Source organism: Falsochrobactrum shanghaiense, assembly GCF_003149535.1.
Taxonomy (GTDB): Bacteria; Pseudomonadota; Alphaproteobacteria; order Rhizobiales; family Rhizobiaceae; genus Brucella; species Brucella shanghaiense.
Map to the genome: position 1 here is coordinate 69,024 of NZ_QGDB01000009.1, position 17,349 is coordinate 86,372.

Here is a 17,349-nt window from a genome sequence, read left to right on the forward strand (position 1 = left end):
GTTAAAATCTACTCAGCGCGAAAGCGCCCGGCATTTCTCCTCTGGAAAATACAACCAGGCCTCAGACCCAATCGGAAGCTCAACCTCGACAGGAGCAATAGCCCGAACCGTTTCCCCCCCAGGAATATCAACGAGATAGTCTCGATGTGACCCCATATAGACCTGACGGGTCACCGCTCCTGAGACACTGTTCGTGTCGGAGCGGCGTTCTCGACCAATATGGATGTCATGGTGCCGGATGGACGCAACTCCCGGCCCACTTTCCGCCAATCGGCCACTACCGCATTGCAGCGTGAAACCTCCCTTGGAACCCAAGCTCGTATCGGACAACCGATCTCCAGTCAGAATGTTCGTGCCCCCAATGAAGCGAGCAACAAATTCCGATTCCGGTCGTGCATAGATGTCCTCAGGCGAGCCATATTGCTCAATATAACCGTTATTCATCACCACAATGACATCAGCCGTTGTCATGGCCTCTGACTGATCATGGGTCACGTATACGGTGGTGTATTTGAATTCATCGTGCAGGCGGCGAATTTCAAACCGCATTTCCTCACGAAGATTAGCGTCGAGATTCGACAACGGCTCGTCCAGAAGCAGGATTTCCGGCTTCACGACCAGAGCACGCGCGAGAGACACACGTTGTTGCTGGCCACCGGAAAGTTCACCCGGATACCGCTTTTCCAAAGGCAAAAGCTGCGTGGTTGTCAGAATCTCTCGAACCCGACGATTGACTTCCTCCTCCGGATCCTTGCGCAGCCGCAAACCATACGCAACGTTCTGGAACACGGTCATATGCGGCCAAAGTGCATAGCTCTGGAAAATCATCGACATATTACGGTTCTCAGGCGCAACGGTACTGGAGGCCGATGAAACGACCTTTCCACCAACCCGGATTTCCCCACCTGACGCTCCGACAAAGCCTGCAACCAATCGCAGGGTCGTGGTTTTCCCACAGCCAGAAGGACCCAGAAGGCAAACAAGCTGCCCCTTTTCAACCGCAAGATTGATACTTTTGACAACGGTCAAGTCGCCATATTTTTTCTCGAGACCCTCCAATTCGAGAAACGCCATTATTCATCCCTTCTATATTGTGGCTTATTAACAAACATGCTAACACGCCTCCGTCATCTGTCAACAATTTACAATACTCAATTATAAAAAATATCTAACTCATGTAAGCGCCGCCATTCACATGAATGGTTTGCCCTGTCACATAGCGCATGTTCGGTCCCGCAATCGTAAGCACCGCTTGTGCGATCTCCTGCACGGTACCGAAGCGCCGCAGCACATTGCCGTCAAGCACATGATGAGCTGGTGCTTCTCCCACCCGAACCGTATCGACCAAACCTGGTGCAACACAGTTAACAGTCGTCCCTTGCCCGCCCCATTCATGTGCAAGCGCACGGGTGAGGCCACTTAGCCCAGCCTTGGCTGCTATGACATGCGGCCGATCTTTTGCACCCGTATGGGCCGTCAATCCGCCAATGGACACAAAAGAAGCGCGATCGCTTTTGGCGAGTTCCGGCCCAGCGGCCTGTGCGAGCAAAAACACGCTATCCAGCGAAATCGCCATGACCTGGCGCCATTGAGCAAAGGTCAACTGCGCAAAGTTGCAGTGAGGCCGGACCGCCGCATTGGCAACGACACAATCGAGCCGGCCAAAAGCTTCAACGGTCGCCGCCACGAGGCGGGCCGGCGTTTCCTGGTCTTCGAGATTGCCCAAAATTACACTGCCGGAACCGCCAGCCTTAACCACCGCTTCCACTGTTTCTTCGGCAGCTCGTCGATCATGATTGGTGTGCACCATGACCGACGCGCCCTGCGCTCCAAAGGCCTCGGCCATGGCACGTCCAATATTCTTTGATGCTCCCGTTATGAGAACTGCGCGTCCTGTCCAGTCTGCCAATTGTATCTCCTATCTGATTTAAAGCGATAATGTGTCAATTGTCGACAGTTTTCAATAGATTTATCATCTTCCACCGCTCTAATGTGAGTCCGAATTTGAAAAAATTTCAAAGCGAGAAGCCCTCGCGAACAATGCAAACCATAAACCGCGCCACTCTCGCTGATTATCCATTGGAACATAACATCGTCTGTCAGGTCTCTCTTTTTGAGAGTGACCGCGCCACTTCATTGCATCCACATACAGGTTTGGGTTGCGGCAGTTCGTCATCGCGATTCCGTAACTACCCATGAACACGGTGCAAATATGGAAGGACGGCGCCGTTACGTTAACGTTGGTTCAATCTTGAGCTTTGATAAGGTGACATGACTGAAGTTCGCGCCTCGCTTTATCACCGCCATCACCTCCCCGCTAAGATCATCGCCGAGGCGGTGTGGCTGTATTATCGCTTTCCACTCAGCTTTCGTATGGTCGAAGATATGCTGGCTTACCCATGTGCATTGAGCCCATGATTGGACCGGCGGGGATGCCGACTGCTGAGATTTGCCGCGAGCACGGGATCAGCAGAGATCTGTTACAAACTTTTCGTCAAGGATTACGGATGTAGAGTTTGGATTTTCCTCATCAGAGAATTCCCGATGTTCAAGGGCCGCCATTTCGACAAGTCAGTGATCCTTTTATGCATGCGATGGTATCTGGCGTATAATCTGAGCCTGCGCGATCTGAAGGAAATAATGGCGGAACGCGGCATTGCAATGGACCATTCCACTGTGCATCGTTGGGTCCTTCATTTCAGTCCAAAGCTGCTTGACCAGTTCAATAGAAGAAAGCGCCCGGTGACACGCAAATGGAACCTTGACGAGACCTCTATGTGAAGGTCAAGGGAAAATGGCTCTATCCGAATAAATCGAACCAAACGTCCGCCTCTTCAGATTCGTCCGCCTCTTCAGATTCAAACGAGATCGATACCCGCGCCAAGGTGGATCGTAGCCAGCCCTGGACTGAAACGTTTTTGTTACCATCCTTCTCGGAGAGCACCGCGACCTTCACTTGCGGCGGAATGCTATTGGGTTCCAACTCGGAAGCCTGAACGGTGAGGTCGTGAACGGTTACCGATCTTACATTCGAACGACTGCGATTTACTATCGCCACTGAACCCAATTTCATATTAGCCCCCCTATCCAACAGGCAATCCGTCGTATCAACCCTGATATGAGCGGGATTTCGGGCCGTCCGCAACAATCAGCCCGATACAGTTTCCGAGTTTGGACTATAAAGCCGTTGAAAAATAAGCGGTAAGCAGCGCCTCCACAAAATGGGCTCTTTACGTCCAAAACGCAGGATTATAGGCACAGTCCGCATATTTTGTTCCGGAAAGACCGTCTACCGGTCGGCGTTCCGATGTCGATTCGCTGGCGCCCGCGCCTCGCTCGGGCTCATGCCGAAGCGATTGCGAAACACCCGGTTGACGTTGGGCGTATTGTAAAACCCGCAGCGCTGCGCCAGCATGTTGATCGGCACATTGGCCTGCTCTTTTTGCAGCAGGCGTAAAAGCTGCTGCAGACGCAGCTCACGAATATAGCCCTGCACCGTCTCTCTGGCCAGCCGCGTGACCCCGGAGACATTACCGGTCGCACCTAATGCCCCAGAACCTTCTCCATGGCATTGGGCTGGTCGTGCATGGCGAGTTTGTCCATGATGGTGGCACTGGCATCATTGAGGCCGACGACCTCAACATCGGTGCCCGCCTTGCGGAATTTCAGCACCGCCACGTCGATTGCGTTGACGCCGGTCAGGTCCCAGATATGCGCTTTGCTGACATCGATGGTGGCTCGCCCGATTGCCTCAGCGAAGTCGAAAGCTGCGAGAAACGCGTCGGCCGAGGCGAAGAAAATCTGGCCTTCGATGCGATAGTAGCGATGCCCGCCGTCTTCCGACAGCGTCGAGGTAACGCGAAAAATCTGCGCCACTTTCCAGGCAAAGAATATGCCCGACAGCAGCACGCCGACCCCGACGCCAAGCGCCAGATTATGCGTTCCCACCACCGTGATGACTGTGGCGAGCATGACGATGCTGGAGCGCCTTGGGTGATGGAAAAGATCGCCAAGCGACGACCAGCGGAACGTGCCGATCGACACCATGATCATGATAGCGACGAGCGCCGGCATGGGGATGAAGCCGACCAGATCGCCAAGTGCGATCAGCAGGAAAAGAAGGAAAGCGCCTGCGGTGAAGGTCGAAAGCCGCGTGCGTCCACCCGACCTCACATTGATCACCGACTGTCCGATCATGGCGCAGCCGGCCATGCCGCCGAACAGGCCGCTGGCGATATTGGCGATACCCTGGCCGATGCTCTCGCGGTTCTTGTCGCTGCTGGTGTCGGTCATCTGATCGACGATGGACGCAGTCAGCAGGCTTTCCAGCAGGCCGACGGCGGCCACGGCGATCGAGGTGGGCAGGATGACCCAGAGTGTTTCAAGATTGAGCGGGACGTCAGGAAACAGCAGGACGGGCAAGACATCCGGCAACTCGCCAAGATCGGCGACCGTGCGGATATCGATGCCAAGCGTGATCGCGAGAGCGGTCAGAACAAGGATGCAGACCAGAGGCGAAGGGATTTTCGTGGTCAGTCGCGGGAAGAGATAAATGATGGCGAGGCCGGCTGCGATCAGCACATAGGTTTCCCATGTCACACCCAGCAGTTCCGGAAGCTGCGCCATGAAGATCAGGATGGCGAGTGCATTGACGAAGCCCGTCATCACCGAGCGCGAGACAAAGCGCATGATCGCGCCGACGCGCAACCAGCCCGCAATAATCTGAATGACGCCGGCAAGTATGGTGGCGGCCAGGAGATATTGAAGCCCGTGCTCGCGAACGAGCGCGCCGAACAGCACCGCAGTTGCGGCAGTCGCCGCCGAAATCATTGCCGGCCGGCCGCCGGTGAATGAAATGACAATAGCGATGATCACCGAGGCGTAGAGGCCAACGCGCGGGTCGACACCCGCAATGATGGAAAAGCCGATGGCCTCGGGGATCAGGGCCAGCGCGACGACGATGCCGGCAAGAATGTCGGCGCGAATGTTGGAGAACCAGTTACGGCGGATCGTTTCTGCAAAGAACATTGGTACACAGTTACAGCCCTCCCGGATCACGCTGGCGCGCCGGACAATAAGGCCGAGCTTTAATTTTGAGTGTCCGGCGGATCGGCGGCCGGAAGAGCCACCCGGAATTTCACCGGGTCCAAGGTGATTACGATGGCATTTGCCATATCGTCATCATGTTGACAAGCCGCGAGGATGGCATACCGCAGTTTCATATGCCGGTTTCACAGTCAGCCGGGCGTGGCCTGTCACGCTGCACGCCATACCACTTTCCTGCGGCAGTCATGGCAGCGCTCGGCATCGGGGGAAGCGGAACCTGCTTCGCATCGAGGCCACGGATGAGCTCCAGCGATGCGAATTATAGTGTAAACCATCTAGGCACTCCTGACTCCCTTGATTGACAGCAGCCCCGCCGTGCCTGAATTGCGGCTGATGATCCCGGCGTTGAGGCCGATGGTTGTCTTTACCAATATCGCTGTTAGGATATCAGGGTCGGGGCAAGATTTATTCCCCCAGACACGCTAAGGTCGAACGGCCCGTGAGCCTTCGTCACGAACCCGCATGGTCGTTTGGCGGCTGGTCGCAAATTTCCTGGCGATGGCTAAAATGCTCGTTCCCGCCGCGAGATCCTCGCTTACCTGCTTCTGCTTTTCGCTGAGTGTCGAAGGGCGGCCAAGCTGGTGAGATCGGCGCGGCCAAGCGCGAGGCAATAGACCCTAACTCCGATTTCGGCCAACGCCTTAACCGTGGTGCTGCCGTCGATCACGACGCGCACCGTCGCGCCGTCGGCGAGCCTCAAGAGATTGTCCGCCTCGTCGAAATCCAGCGATCTGGCCAAGGTGTTGCGCGAGCTCGGCCGCATCGAGCGCACGCTGTTCATGATCGAGTGGTATTCCAGCCCGGCAGTGTGGCGACGCTGTCAGGCCGGTCTCAACAAGGGCGAGGCCGCGCGCAAGCTCAAGCGTGCCGTCTTCTTCCACGAGCGCAGCGAAATCCGCGATCGCTCCTTTGACAGCCAGGCGTTCCGGGCTTCCGGGCTCAACCTGGTGGTCAGTGCCATCGTACATTGGAAAACCCTCTATCTCAGCCGGGCAACGGACCGTCTGCGCCAGCGGGGCCGACATATTCCCGACAATCTGCTGAAGCACGTCTCGCCGCTCAATTGGGAGCACATAAATCTCACCGGCATCTATTCCTGGGACATCAAGCAGCAGATGCCCGAAGGCTTCAGGCCCTTGCGACTTCCGGGCCGTATCCTGCGCGCTGCATAACGTTCACCGTCCGTTCGACCTTAGCGTGTCTGGGGAAACAAATCTTGTTCCGGCCCCAACTTACATGGCCCAAATTATAAAGCCGCGTGACTTGCATCACGCGGCTTTATTTTTACTCTATTTTATAGAGTCAGCCCTTGCGGAGTTCCGCAAGAATTTTCTGGACGTGGTCGATAACGTCCGCGCCGATCTCATCCTTGTGCTTTTCGTAAACGATCTTGGATTTTTCACGGAAACGATCCTGCTCTTCAGGTGAGAGTTCGTTCACTTCGACACCAGCTTCCTTGATCTTCTCAAGTGACTTGAGGTTCAGTTCGCGAATAACCTTGCGTTCTTCGTCACGACCAACCTTGGCGCATTCACGCAGTGCGGCCTGCTCTTCCGGCGAATAGCTGTCGAAGATCGGCTTCGAGAAGAGGAACAGGAACGGCGTGTAAGCGTGGTTGGTTTCCGTTACGTATTTCTGAACTTCGTAGAACTTGGAAGTGTCGATCGTTACATAAGGATTTTCCTGCGCGTCGATCGCCTTGGTTTCCAGAGCGGAGAAAATTTCACCAAAGGCCATTGGCGTAGCGTTCGCACCAAGATTCTGGAATGTGTCGAGGAAGATGTTGTTCTGCATAACGCGAACCTTCATTCCATCGAAGTCTTCCCACTTGTTAACCGGGCGCTTGGAGTTGGAAAGGTTGCGGAAACCGTTTTCCCAATAGCCGAGATTAACCAGACCGACGGAGGCAAGCTTCTCGCTCATCATGTCGCCGAATTCGCCGTCCATAACAGCGTCAGCCTCCTCAGCGTTGGCAAACAGGAATGGAAGATCGAATACGCCAAGTGCGGGCAGAATGCCAACCAGCGGCGAAGAAGAGGTTACGACGCCTTCCTGAACGCCCGAACGAAGCGCCTGTGTTGCCTGAAGGTCACCACCCAGAGCACCGCCCCAGAAAGCAGTGATCTTCATCTTGCCGCCCGACTTTTCGTCCAGGCAGGCATTCATGACCTTGATACCGTTGCCGACCGGATGATCTTCGTTGATGCCGTTGGAAACGCGGATATTACGCGTCTGAAAATCAGCCAAGGCCGGAGCAGTGACTGCGAACGAAATCAGCGCAGATGTTGCAAGCAATGTCAGTTTTTTCATAGTATCCTCCCTAAGGATAACGGTTGCTATAGTCAAACACACATGGATTACAGTGACAAAACTGAAGTCTCTGTTGTTCTTTGACAGAGACTTCAGTTTCGTAATTCCACTAGTAAAGCCAATTCATTGGTACGATGACGAGTTCAGGGAACAGAACCAGCAAGAACAGGACCACCACCTGAGACACTAGGAAAGGCCAGACCCCTATCACCACCTTGCCGAGCGGCACTTTTGAAACGCCACTGACGACATTGAGGACAACGCCCACTGGAGGCGTGATCAGGCCGATACATGTATTCATCACGAACATCACGCCAAAGTAGACCGGATCAATTCCCGCCTTGCTGATGATAGGCATCAAAACAGGCGTCAGGATGAGGATCGAAGGCGTGAGATCCAGCGCCGTACCCACGATCAATACGAGAATCATGATCGCAAACATCAGCAGTTTCGGATTTTCGATCAGCGGTTCGATATAGCCCGTGATTTCTGCCGGGATATTCGCTGCCGTAATCAGCCACGAGGAAACCAGCGCGGCTGCGACGAGAAACATGATGACCGACGTTGTTTTTGCAGCGCGAAAGAAAACGCCGTAAAGATCGACCAGCTTGAGTTCACGATAGACGAACAAACCGACGAACAGCGCATACATGGCTGCAACAACCGCCGCTTCCGTTGGCGTCATGACGCCCATGCGGATACCGCCAAGAATGATTGCAGGCATGCCAAGTGCCCACAATGCACGTCCCGTTGCCGCCCAACGCTCAGCGCCTGACTGCTTTGGCAAGGTTTCGATCTTGTCCTTGCGAACGACGATCAGCCAGGTGATCGTCAAGGCGAGGCCCATCAGCAGACCGGGGAAAATGCCGGCCATGAACAGCTTGGTGATCGATACGTTTGCCGCAACACCGAATACGATAAATGCCATAGAAGGTGGAATAACCGGAGCGATGATGCCGCCCGCGGCCATCAGACCTGCCGAACGCGGCACATTGTAACCGGCGCGTGCCATCATCGGAATGAGGATTGCTGCAAGCGCTGCGGTATCTGCCGCAGCAGAACCGGACACGCTGGCCATAATGATTGCTGCAAGAATGGCAACAATACCCAGGCCACCGCGAATATGGCCGACACAGGCAATGGCGAAATCAATGATGCGCTTGGACAAGCCGCCCGAATTCATCAACTCACCTGCGAGGATGAAGAACGGAATGGCAAGAAGCGTAAAAGAATCGACGCCTGCAATCATGTTCTGCGCAATGATCTGCGTGTTGAACATGCCCATATAGGTCATCAGAACGATGCCGCAGAACATCAAGGCGAAAGCGACCGGGAGGCCAATCGCCATCGAGCCCAAAAGTGAGCTGACGAATACAAGTAGAGTCATCTTATCGCTCCGCCAACTCTTCGAGAGAAAGATTTTCACCGGCGAAATGAGCAATTTCATCGTCAGTTATACGCCCGGTCAGCAAACGCCACAGGCGTTCCAGCGCGATAATGAAAATGCCGCCGCCTGTAAACATGCCGACGCCGTAGACGAAAATCATCGGCAGCCCGGTGACAGGCGCATGCATGCTGGCGTTGATCCCGGACTGCTTCCAGGTGCCCCAGAAGAACACGGCCGCACAAAACGCAATAATCACATTGACGATGACCATGCAGACCAGGCGTCCCTTGCGGGAAAATTTCGCGACAAGGGTTTCAATGCCGAGATGGTTGTTTTCCCGGAAGGTGAGAACCGCACCGATAAAGCTGACCCAGATAAAGAAATAACGCGATAGTTCGTCCGAGACATTCAGCCCGGAATTTGCGGCATAGCGGAGCACGACATTGAGGAACACCATAGCCGCCATAGCGGCCAGACTGAACACCATCAACGCCCCGACAAAACCAAAGAAGAGATCGGTAGCTTTTTTCATAAAGCCTCCATCATACACGATCTAATAGTTTACGAGACTGGAGTTGTGGATAAGCGCGGGTGCCAAATGACCACTGGGGGCGTCTGGCACCCGCGTCGCCAATGACAGACGCCAGCTTTTCACGGATTATGCGAATTCTGGATGGACCACCCTTGGCCTGTTTTTCAATGACGGGTCCATGTATGCCGCCAGCAATAGTGACGCCAGCTGCCTTAATCGATTGAAATTCCGCAGGCACTAAAACCTGCCGAGGCTGCCTGCTTTGGCAACTGCCAAGCGGACCAATATCAGGACCATAAGCGGCATCGGCCAAATCATCGACATGCCTTTCCCCTTCCAACAGGGAACGAGAAGCCAATGTCGATAGATCACGAAACCGGCTGCCATCAGGCAGAACGGAATGTGCCGTATGCATGTGTTTGGCCGTCAATGGCGTTCCTCCACATCAAAAGCCGAGCGCATGCCTCGACCCGTACTATTGTCAGGATGTCTGACAACTCCTCCAATCTGCCTTCTAATCGGTGCTTATCTATGTGTCCAGCCTTAGGTTGCATCGTTGCACATATTCTCGGAGAAACTTATTCAGGCCCCACTAAATATGTTGAAAATCAGCGGAACAAGCGCCATTTTTCCGGACACTGAGGGCGAAAACACCGGCCCAATTCCCTCAGGCCGGTGCTCCATTACACTTAAATATCGTTTTTGTCAGTGGCCTGACGGACAACCGTATAGGCTTTATCCATTTCAGGGTTCAACTCCATTCCCAATCCTGCACCCGGAGGCACGGTAATCATGCCATTTTTTACTTCCGGAAGAGCCGTTACCAGATCGCGATACCAGGTGTTGTAGAAGGCACGCACGCTTTCCTGAACGAGCGCATTGGGCGCATTGAGCGACAGATGAGTTGAGGCGCAAAGAACGACCGGCCCAGTGCAATCATGCGGCGCAACCGGCAGATGCCACGCTTCCGCCATGGATGCAATTTTACGTGCTTCCGAGAGGCCGCCGCACCAGCTTATGTCGAGCATCATCACGCCCGCAGCACCGGTTTCAAGCAAATCCCGGAAAGCCCACCGCGACCCCAGCGTTTCAGAAGCTGAAATCGGCGCATGGCTGACTTCTGCATAGCGTTTCAGGCTGCTGAGACTATCCATTTTGATCGGATCTTCATGCCAGAACGTCTTGTATTGATTCAGTTCACGCGCAATCTGCATGGCGGGCAGCAATTGCCACATGGAATGGAACTCAACCATGATGTCCATCTTGTCGCCAACAGCGGAGCGAATTTTTTCAAACGGCTCCAGTGCTGCGCGCAAATCGGGAGCGGAAATATATTGGCCGCGTGTTTTTTCTGCCGCCATATCAAACGGCCAGATTTTCATTGCCGTGATACCGTCTTCGAGCAACGAGTGCGCAAGCTCATCGGCGCGATGCAGAAAGCCGTTCAGGTCGTCATATTTGGCATCGCCGCCAGACAGGCCATAGTTGTTCGACTGCTGGCCGGTTGCCTTCTTGATGTATTCCACGCCTGCACATGTGTTGTAGGTGCGGATTTCCTGCCGGCTGAAACCGCCAAGCAATTGCGCAATCGGCTGGTTGGTTGCCTTACCAAACAGATCCCACAAGGCAATATCGAAAGCCGAATTGCCGCGCACTTCGGCACCGGATGAGCGAAAGCCGAGATAGCCAACCAGTTCATTTGCCAGCAGATCAATCTGCAACGGATCGCGACCAATCACGCGTGGCGCAATATATTCGTGGATATAGGCTTCAACCGTCTTCGACATGAAGAAGGTTTCGCCAAGGCCGACCAGACCTTCATCCGTATGCACCTGAACCCAAAGCAGGTTTGGGCGCTCTTCAATACGAACGGTTTCAATTGCGGTAATTTTCATGGGAGTTACACCTTACAAAATGCCTGCATTGAGCAGAGCGCGAACACTTTCGTCAAAATGGATTGCCATATGCGCCTGAGCGGCCTGCGGATCGCCTGCCTTGATTGCCCCAGCAATATCGCGGTGAATATTGAGCATGAAGGATTGCTCACGTGAGGTTGCACGGCTGCGCCAGCCAACGGGCCATGTCTTTCGTGTAGCGCCTTCAAAGGCACCAACGATGATGGAGAACACCGGGTTCTTGCTGGCCCGTGCGATTTCGCGATGAAACTGCAAATCATGTTCCATCACGGCTTCGGGGGCGTCCACATCCACGGCCATCTGGCTTGCAAGCTGGCACAGAAGCTCCGCCTGGGCGTCTGTACGGCGCAATGCGGCAAGTGCGGCCGTGCGGATCTCGATCGTCCGGCGCACATCATAAATCTGCTGGATGGTGATCTGGTCGGTCGAAATACCATGGTCAATCAGCGGCGCCATCGACGAGAAATCAAGTTCTGCAATGGTTGCACGCTTGCCGGCATTGAGTTCAATCAAGCGAAGAGCGGCCAGCGACTGAAACGCCTCACGTACAACCGTGCGCGATACGTTCAATTCACGCGCAATATCGCCTTCACTCGGAAGACGATCCCCAGGATTAAGTTCTTCCTGCCGAATGCGCTCGGTCAGAGCGCCGATAACGGTGCTGACCAATGAGATTGGCGTATCGTTGACGGTTTCCATCGACTGATTCCTGCGAACCTGTATGATAGGTTGATATGATTTAGTACGACGGTAAATGCAAGCCGTCAATCGGCAGACACAAAAAAGCCGCCGGTTTTGCAACGGGCGGCTTTTTCGCGTGTAGTAATTAGTGGTTATGTCGTGGTGGGGTTTTCGCAATCTGGCGGAAATCCGACGCACCATCAATAACAGCACCGTCGGACAGTTGCGTCACTGTCTGACGATAGATTTTCTGCCAGGGCGTTGCATCTGCCGGGACTGCCGGAATGCCTTCCTGCCGACGCGCGGCAATCACCGCATCATCGACGAGCATATCGCAAAGACCTTGATTGAAGTCGATGCGAATAACATCGCCGGTGCGCACCCATGCCAATCCGCCGCCCGCCGCACTTTCCGGCGAAGCGTTGAGGATTGAGGGGCTGTCTGCCGTGCCTGACTGGCGACCATCACCAATGGTCGGCAGACTGGAAATGCCACGCTTGAGCAATGCCGCCGGGGGCTGCATATTGACCACTTCTGCTGAACCGGGCCAGCCAAGAGGCCCTGCCCCGCGAATAACCAGAATGGTGTTTTCATCAATGCCAAGCTGGGGGTCTTCAATACGTGCGTGGTAGTCTTCGGAGCCGTCGAAGACGACAGCCTTGCCTTCAAACACACCTTCGCGCCCCGGCTCCATCAGATAACGGTTGCGGAATTCTTCCGAAATCACCGAGGTTTTCATAATGGCAAAGTCAAACAAATTGCCTTTGAGAACCAGAAAGCCTGCGCTTTCTTTGAGAGGCTGAGCATAAGGATAAATCACATCGCGATCACTCGCTTCGCGATTCTCAAGGTTTTCGGCCATCGTCTTTCCGGTCACGGTCAGCACATCGCCCGACAATTTTCCAGCCTGCATCAATTCCCACATGATCGCAGGAACGCCCCCGGCACGATGGAATTTTTCGCCAAGATATTCCCCTGCCGGCTGAACATTTGCCAGAAGCGGAATATCATAGCCATGCACCTGCCAATCCTCAGGGCGCAGATCAACGCCTGCATGCTTGGCCATGGCAGCCAGATGCGGCTGTGCATTGGTCGAACCGCCAATCGCCGAATTTACGCGGATTGCATTGAGGAATGCTTCGCGGTTGAGAATATTGGATGGCTTGATGTCTTCGAGCACCAGTTCAACCGCACGGCGACCCGTGCGATATGCCATCTGGCCACGGCCACGATAAGCGGCAGGAATAGCCGCGCAGCCCGTCAGGGACATGCCCAAAGCTTCCGCCATGGCGTTCATGGTCGAAGCTGTCCCCATGGTATTGCAATGGCCGATGGATGGCGCGGATTCCATCGCAGCGTCGAGAAATTCTTCCTCATCGATTTCGCCAGCAGCAAGCTTGCGGCGCGAACGCCAGATCACCGTGCCGGAACCGGCCAGTGTGCCTTCGTGCCAGCCATCGAGCATTGGACCACCCGACAGAACGATGGCCGGAATATCAACGGTTGAAGCCGCCATCAATGCCGATGGTGTGGTCTTGTCGCAGCCGGTTGTCAGCACAACGCCATCAATCGGGTAACCATAGAGAATTTCCACCAGTCCCAGATAAGCGAGATTGCGATCAAGAGCCGCAGTCGGGCGCTTGCAATTCTCGAACATTGGATGAGTTGGAAATTCAATCGGAATACCGCCCGCATCGCGAATGCCATCGCGAACCCGCTTGGCGAGATCGACATGATGACGGTTGCAAGGCGTCAGATCGCTGCCGCTCTGCGCGATGCCGATGATCGGCTTGCCGGAACGCAACTCTTCCGGCGTGACGCCGGAATTCATGAAGCGTTCCAGATAAAGCGCCGTCAGATCGATATGATCAGGGTTGTCAAACCAGTCCTGCGAGCGCAAACGGCGCTTCGGTTCTTGTGTATTCATGTCAGGATTTTGCTCCCCGTCCGCCATTCTTGCTTTCCAGATGCATCAGCAAGGCGCTGTGATCGGTTTCTCCGCCACCGCCATCAACAAATTCGGTAAATTCAGCTGAAACTGCTTCTGTCAGAGGAAGGCTCAGAGACAAATCCCTGGCGGTTGCAAGCACTGCGCGCAAATCTTTAAGCTGGTTGCGCGATGCCCCGCCCGGCTCGAAATCGCGATCAATCATGCGTTTGCCATGCAGTTCAAGAATACGGCTTTCGCAGAAACCGCCACGAATGGCATCGCGGAATGCTTCGCGCGAGCCGCCACCCGCTTCCACCAGAACCATAGCTTCGGCGAGCGCGCCAATGGTGACGGCCACGATCTGCTGATTGGCAAGCTTTGCCAATTGACCGGAACCGCTGGGGCCTACACGGGTCACACGGCCCATCGGGGCAAACACGCCGGCCAATTCGGCAACGACATCTGCCTCGCCGCCAGCCATTATGGCAAGCGTGCCGGCAGACGCGCCCGCAACACCACCCGATACAGGGGCATCGATATGGCGAATGCCCGATTGTGCCAGTTTTTGCGCATGTTCGCGGGCAAATGCCGGGGCGATCGAGCTCATATCGATGACCGTCGCACCCTTTTCGAGCGCTGCGGCGACGCCCTGCGTAAACAGCACATCTTCAACCGCACTGCCATCGGTCAGCATGGTAATGACGACATCGGCGCCTTGGGCAGCTTCCGCTGCCGTTGCAGCAATCCTTGCACCATCGGCAGTCAGAGGCTGCGCCTTCGTTCCGTCGCGGTTCCAGGCTGTAACCGCCAGACCGGCATCAAGGAGACGGCGCGCCATAGGCGCGCCCATCAAACCGGTTCCGAGGAAAGCTATTTTGACGTCCTTTGCAGACGTAGCAGCATTACTCAAAGAGAGCCTCCCATTTCATCTTCAATATGCGCGCGAATGATATCCTCAAACGAGGCATCAGCGGTAAAGCCCAGCTCGGTCGCGCGCTTTGCTTCAAAGCCCGGTGCCCAGCCATCGACCATTTTCATGATCATTTCATTTGGCTCACGCCGGATCAGCTTAACAGCATCTTCACCGGCAATGCTACGCAATGCTTCGATCTGCTCGGCAACGGTTGCGCTCAGGCCCGGCATGGACAGATTGCGACGCGGGCCAACCTTTTCCAGATCCATGGTTGCACCATGAATGAGAAAACCGACAGCCGAGCGTGGCGATGCGTGCCAGTGACGAACCGTATCGGGAACCGGCAAAACAGCTTCCTGACCAACAAGCGGCTCACGCAGAATATTGGAGAAGAAACCGGATGCAGCCGCGTTTGGCTTGCCCGGACGAATGCAAATGGTCGGCAGACGAATGCCGATGCCATCAAAGAAACCGCGGCGGGTGTAATCGGCCAGCAGCAGTTCGCCAATAGCCTTCTGCGTGCCGTAGCTTGTAAGCGGCGTCGTATGGAAATCATCCGGGATCGGGTAAGGAAGCGGCGAACCGAAGACCGCGATCGACGATGTGAAGACGACACGCGGCTTGTAGCCGTCGGCAGCATTGGCCAGACGAATCGCATCGAACAGATAGCGCGCTCCATCAAGGTTAATGCTGTAGCCCTTATCGAAATCAAGCTCCGCTTCGCCTGATACAATAGCGGCCAGATGGAAAATCACGTCTGGACGACCTGCAACAATTGTCTCTGCTGTTGCCGGATCGGCAATATTTGCCGCAATGGATTGCACTTCACCGGTAAAGCCGTCCGGCGCTTCGGCTGCGATCACATCGACCAGAGACAATTTGGTGATCGGCTTGCCACCCAGATTGCCGTCTTTCGCCAATCGCGCAGAAAGCTTTCGGCCAACCATACCTGCCGCGCCGATAATCGTAATATGCATTCTGAACGTTCCTCACATTGTTTAAATGCCTGCCATATAGGCTACTGGCAAGCAATCACAGAAATCTCGTTGTATGGTTGTCTGATAACTTTATATTGCGGCAATGGGAATTGGTTTTTCACAGTCATCTACGGCGTCATGCGGTCTTATTGAAACGCCCAGACGCAGGAACCGCTCACTCCATGCTCACATATCGCTGAGCGGCACTAAAACCACGCCAGATGGCGAAGTATCGCCATCCCGCGCTGCCTCTCATCTCCTGAAAATGGATCCTGGTCAGAATTCCATTATCGCGATCTGTTTGCGTCTATTTTTCTTGCTTATGTAAAGCTGATGATCCGCATGCTGTAGCCACAGATCTCCCTTCATTTCCGGGTGGGTCCGGGCGACGCTGGTGCATGGACATCCCCTTCGGTTTACTGAACTTACAGAGCTAGGCTTTACCAGTTGAGTTTTTGGTCTTTTGGATCACGCTCATGCCTTTCAAACACAACGCTGTTCACCGTCATCGGATACCGTTGCAGAAGTTCAGGGTTAAAAACTGGCCTGAGTACAAAGCCGGTTTGCGTCAGCGTGGCAGCATCACCTTCTGGATCAGTGAAGCTACGATTTCAGGCTGGGTGGCTCCGCAACGGACAACACCCGGTGGCCAATCGTGCTATTCTGATCTGGCGATTGAAACATCTTTCCTGTGTGGCATCGTCTTCCATCAGCCCTTACGTCAGACCGAAAGCTTGATGTCGTCACTGTTGCAGTTGATGGATCTTGATCTACCAGTCCCTGATCATACGACATTGAGCAGACGCTGTTCCAGCTTGTCGCTTTCGAAGGCTTTGGTTCGTCACAAGACAGCCGCATCGGATGACCCCATTCATGTTCTCATCGATAGCACAGGATTGAAGATTAATGGTGCAGGCCAGTGGCTTGAGGACAAGCATGGCTGCAAATCTCCGAGAAATGGCGCAAACTGCATCCTGCAGTGGATGCTGACATGGGTGAGATCATCGCTGAAGTGTTGATCGATCAGAACAGCAGCGACATCAGCCAGATCACAGATCTGCTTGAACAGATTGACCGGTTGATTGCCAACTGCACCGCTGATGGAGCTTACGATAGTGATGAAACCTATAGATCACCTCGACATCACAGCCCAGGTGCCAGCATCATTGTTCCACCACTCGCACGACTGCTCCCAGAAAACATTTATGGCCCACCGGATCAACTTGACTGGCATAGTAGCACAATCGCAGAGCATGGCCGGATGAAGTGGCAACCCATAACCAATTATGGTAGGCGTTCCAACGTGGAAATGACGATGGGCCGATATAAATCAATCAACGGCAATTCTCTTCATTCACGCGCATTTGCCAATCAGGAAACCGAGATAAAACTCGGGTGCCGCATTCTCAATCGAATGCTGGCATTCCCACGCCCGAATTCCGTCCGTGTGAAGGCTGAAAATCTGTAAACAAACATCAAAGACTGGAAGCTGCCCTAATTTGCCTCCATGCAACAACGCCGCGATAACCGCCTTCCCGCTTCCATCAGCAGCTTTCGGAATAATGCCCTGCCTCTTTCCAGTTCAGCAGGCGGCTGG

At 54.5% G+C, this 17,349-nt stretch carries 14 protein-coding genes, 4 pseudogenes and 1 other annotated feature; of the genes and pseudogenes, 3 read left to right on the top strand and 15 right to left on the bottom strand.

Going from position 1 to position 17,349, the window contains the following annotated elements; all coding sequences use genetic code 11:
* Nucleotides 1-12 precede the first annotated feature (12 nt).
* Complete coding sequence (locus DKP76_RS17165) at nt 13-1,074, bottom strand: ABC transporter ATP-binding protein (protein ID WP_109707901.1); 1,062 nt, start codon at nt 1,072-1,074, stop codon at nt 13-15.
* A 94-nt stretch (nt 1,075-1,168) separates the two neighbouring features.
* Entirely contained in the window at nt 1,169-1,909 is a 741-nt protein-coding gene (locus tag DKP76_RS17170; protein WP_199224845.1) for an SDR family NAD(P)-dependent oxidoreductase, read from the bottom strand.
* A gap of 362 nt (nt 1,910-2,271) precedes the next feature.
* Between DKP76_RS17170 and DKP76_RS17175 the strand changes: the two are divergent.
* Nucleotides 2,272-2,391: pseudogene (locus DKP76_RS17175) on the top strand (IS6 family transposase); the annotation flags it as partial.
* Between the two features lie 409 nt (nt 2,392-2,800).
* Here DKP76_RS17175 and DKP76_RS19500 read toward each other — a convergent pair.
* From DKP76_RS19500 to DKP76_RS17195, 4 genes and pseudogenes are all read right to left on the bottom strand, one after another.
* Nucleotides 2,801-3,073, bottom strand: a complete 273-nt coding sequence (locus tag DKP76_RS19500; protein ID WP_199224847.1) for a hypothetical protein — start codon at nt 3,071-3,073, stop codon at nt 2,801-2,803.
* A 216-nt stretch (nt 3,074-3,289) separates the two neighbouring features.
* The gene (locus DKP76_RS17185) at nt 3,290-3,511 is read right to left on the bottom strand and encodes a helix-turn-helix domain-containing protein (protein WP_109707902.1); all 222 of its coding nucleotides are present in this window, start codon (nt 3,509-3,511) and stop codon (nt 3,290-3,292) included.
* 32 nt (nt 3,512-3,543) lie between these two features.
* On the bottom strand, nt 3,544-5,028 hold the full coding sequence (locus DKP76_RS17190; protein WP_109707903.1) for a SulP family inorganic anion transporter: 1,485 nt from the start codon (nt 5,026-5,028) through the stop codon (nt 3,544-3,546).
* Nucleotides 5,029-5,095: 67 nt separating this feature from the next.
* Nucleotides 5,096-5,151, bottom strand: a sequence feature (sul1 is cis-regulatory element that is thought to sense ions involved in sulfur or methionine metabolism; They are found in Alphaproteobacteria).
* Nucleotides 5,152-5,528: 377 nt separating this feature from the next.
* Nucleotides 5,529-5,779, bottom strand: a pseudogene (locus tag DKP76_RS17195) (helix-turn-helix domain-containing protein); the annotation flags it as partial.
* Here DKP76_RS17195 and DKP76_RS17200 point away from each other — a divergent pair.
* Nucleotides 5,766-6,278 (top strand): annotated as a pseudogene (locus DKP76_RS17200) (Tn3 family transposase); the annotation flags it as partial. The pseudogenes DKP76_RS17195 and DKP76_RS17200 sit on opposite strands and share 14 nt — an antisense overlap.
* A gap of 130 nt (nt 6,279-6,408) precedes the next feature.
* Here DKP76_RS17200 and DKP76_RS17205 read toward each other — a convergent pair.
* The 9 genes from DKP76_RS17205 to denD form a co-directional block, all read right to left on the bottom strand.
* On the bottom strand, nt 6,409-7,416 hold the full coding sequence (locus tag DKP76_RS17205) for a TRAP transporter substrate-binding protein (protein WP_109707905.1): 1,008 nt from the start codon (nt 7,414-7,416) through the stop codon (nt 6,409-6,411).
* Nucleotides 7,417-7,525: 109 nt separating this feature from the next.
* Entirely contained in the window at nt 7,526-8,803 is a 1,278-nt protein-coding gene (locus DKP76_RS17210) for a TRAP transporter large permease (RefSeq protein ID WP_109707906.1), read from the bottom strand.
* A 1-nt stretch (nt 8,804) separates the two neighbouring features.
* A complete protein-coding gene (locus DKP76_RS17215; RefSeq protein WP_109707907.1) occupies nt 8,805-9,335 on the bottom strand; it encodes a TRAP transporter small permease in 531 nt (176 codons plus the stop codon).
* Nucleotides 9,336-9,345: 10 nt separating this feature from the next.
* The gene (locus DKP76_RS19080) at nt 9,346-9,765 is read right to left on the bottom strand and encodes a hypothetical protein (RefSeq protein WP_146198944.1); all 420 of its coding nucleotides are present in this window, start codon (nt 9,763-9,765) and stop codon (nt 9,346-9,348) included.
* A gap of 259 nt (nt 9,766-10,024) precedes the next feature.
* The gene (locus tag DKP76_RS17220) at nt 10,025-11,230 is read right to left on the bottom strand and encodes a mandelate racemase/muconate lactonizing enzyme family protein (RefSeq protein WP_109707908.1); all 1,206 of its coding nucleotides are present in this window, start codon (nt 11,228-11,230) and stop codon (nt 10,025-10,027) included.
* A gap of 12 nt (nt 11,231-11,242) precedes the next feature.
* Nucleotides 11,243-11,950: a FadR/GntR family transcriptional regulator gene (locus DKP76_RS17225; protein ID WP_109707909.1), complete on the bottom strand. Its 708-nt coding sequence runs from the start codon at nt 11,948-11,950 to the stop codon at nt 11,243-11,245.
* Between the two features lie 127 nt (nt 11,951-12,077).
* On the bottom strand, nt 12,078-13,859 hold the full coding sequence (locus tag DKP76_RS17230; protein ID WP_109707919.1) for an IlvD/Edd family dehydratase: 1,782 nt from the start codon (nt 13,857-13,859) through the stop codon (nt 12,078-12,080).
* A 1-nt stretch (nt 13,860) separates the two neighbouring features.
* Nucleotides 13,861-14,772, bottom strand: a complete 912-nt coding sequence (locus DKP76_RS17235; RefSeq protein ID WP_109707910.1) for an NAD(P)-dependent oxidoreductase — start codon at nt 14,770-14,772, stop codon at nt 13,861-13,863.
* Nucleotides 14,769-15,752 carry a D-erythronate dehydrogenase gene (gene denD, locus DKP76_RS17240; protein ID WP_109707911.1) on the bottom strand — a complete coding sequence of 328 codons (984 nt, stop codon included), beginning with the start codon at nt 15,750-15,752 and terminating at the stop codon, nt 14,769-14,771. Before denD ends, DKP76_RS17235 begins: the two co-directional genes overlap by 4 nt.
* 476 nt (nt 15,753-16,228) lie before the next feature.
* Between denD and DKP76_RS17250 the strand changes: the two are divergent.
* A pseudogene (locus DKP76_RS17250) lies at nt 16,229-17,220 on the top strand (IS5 family transposase).
* The last annotated feature ends 129 nt before the right edge of the window (nt 17,221-17,349 follow it).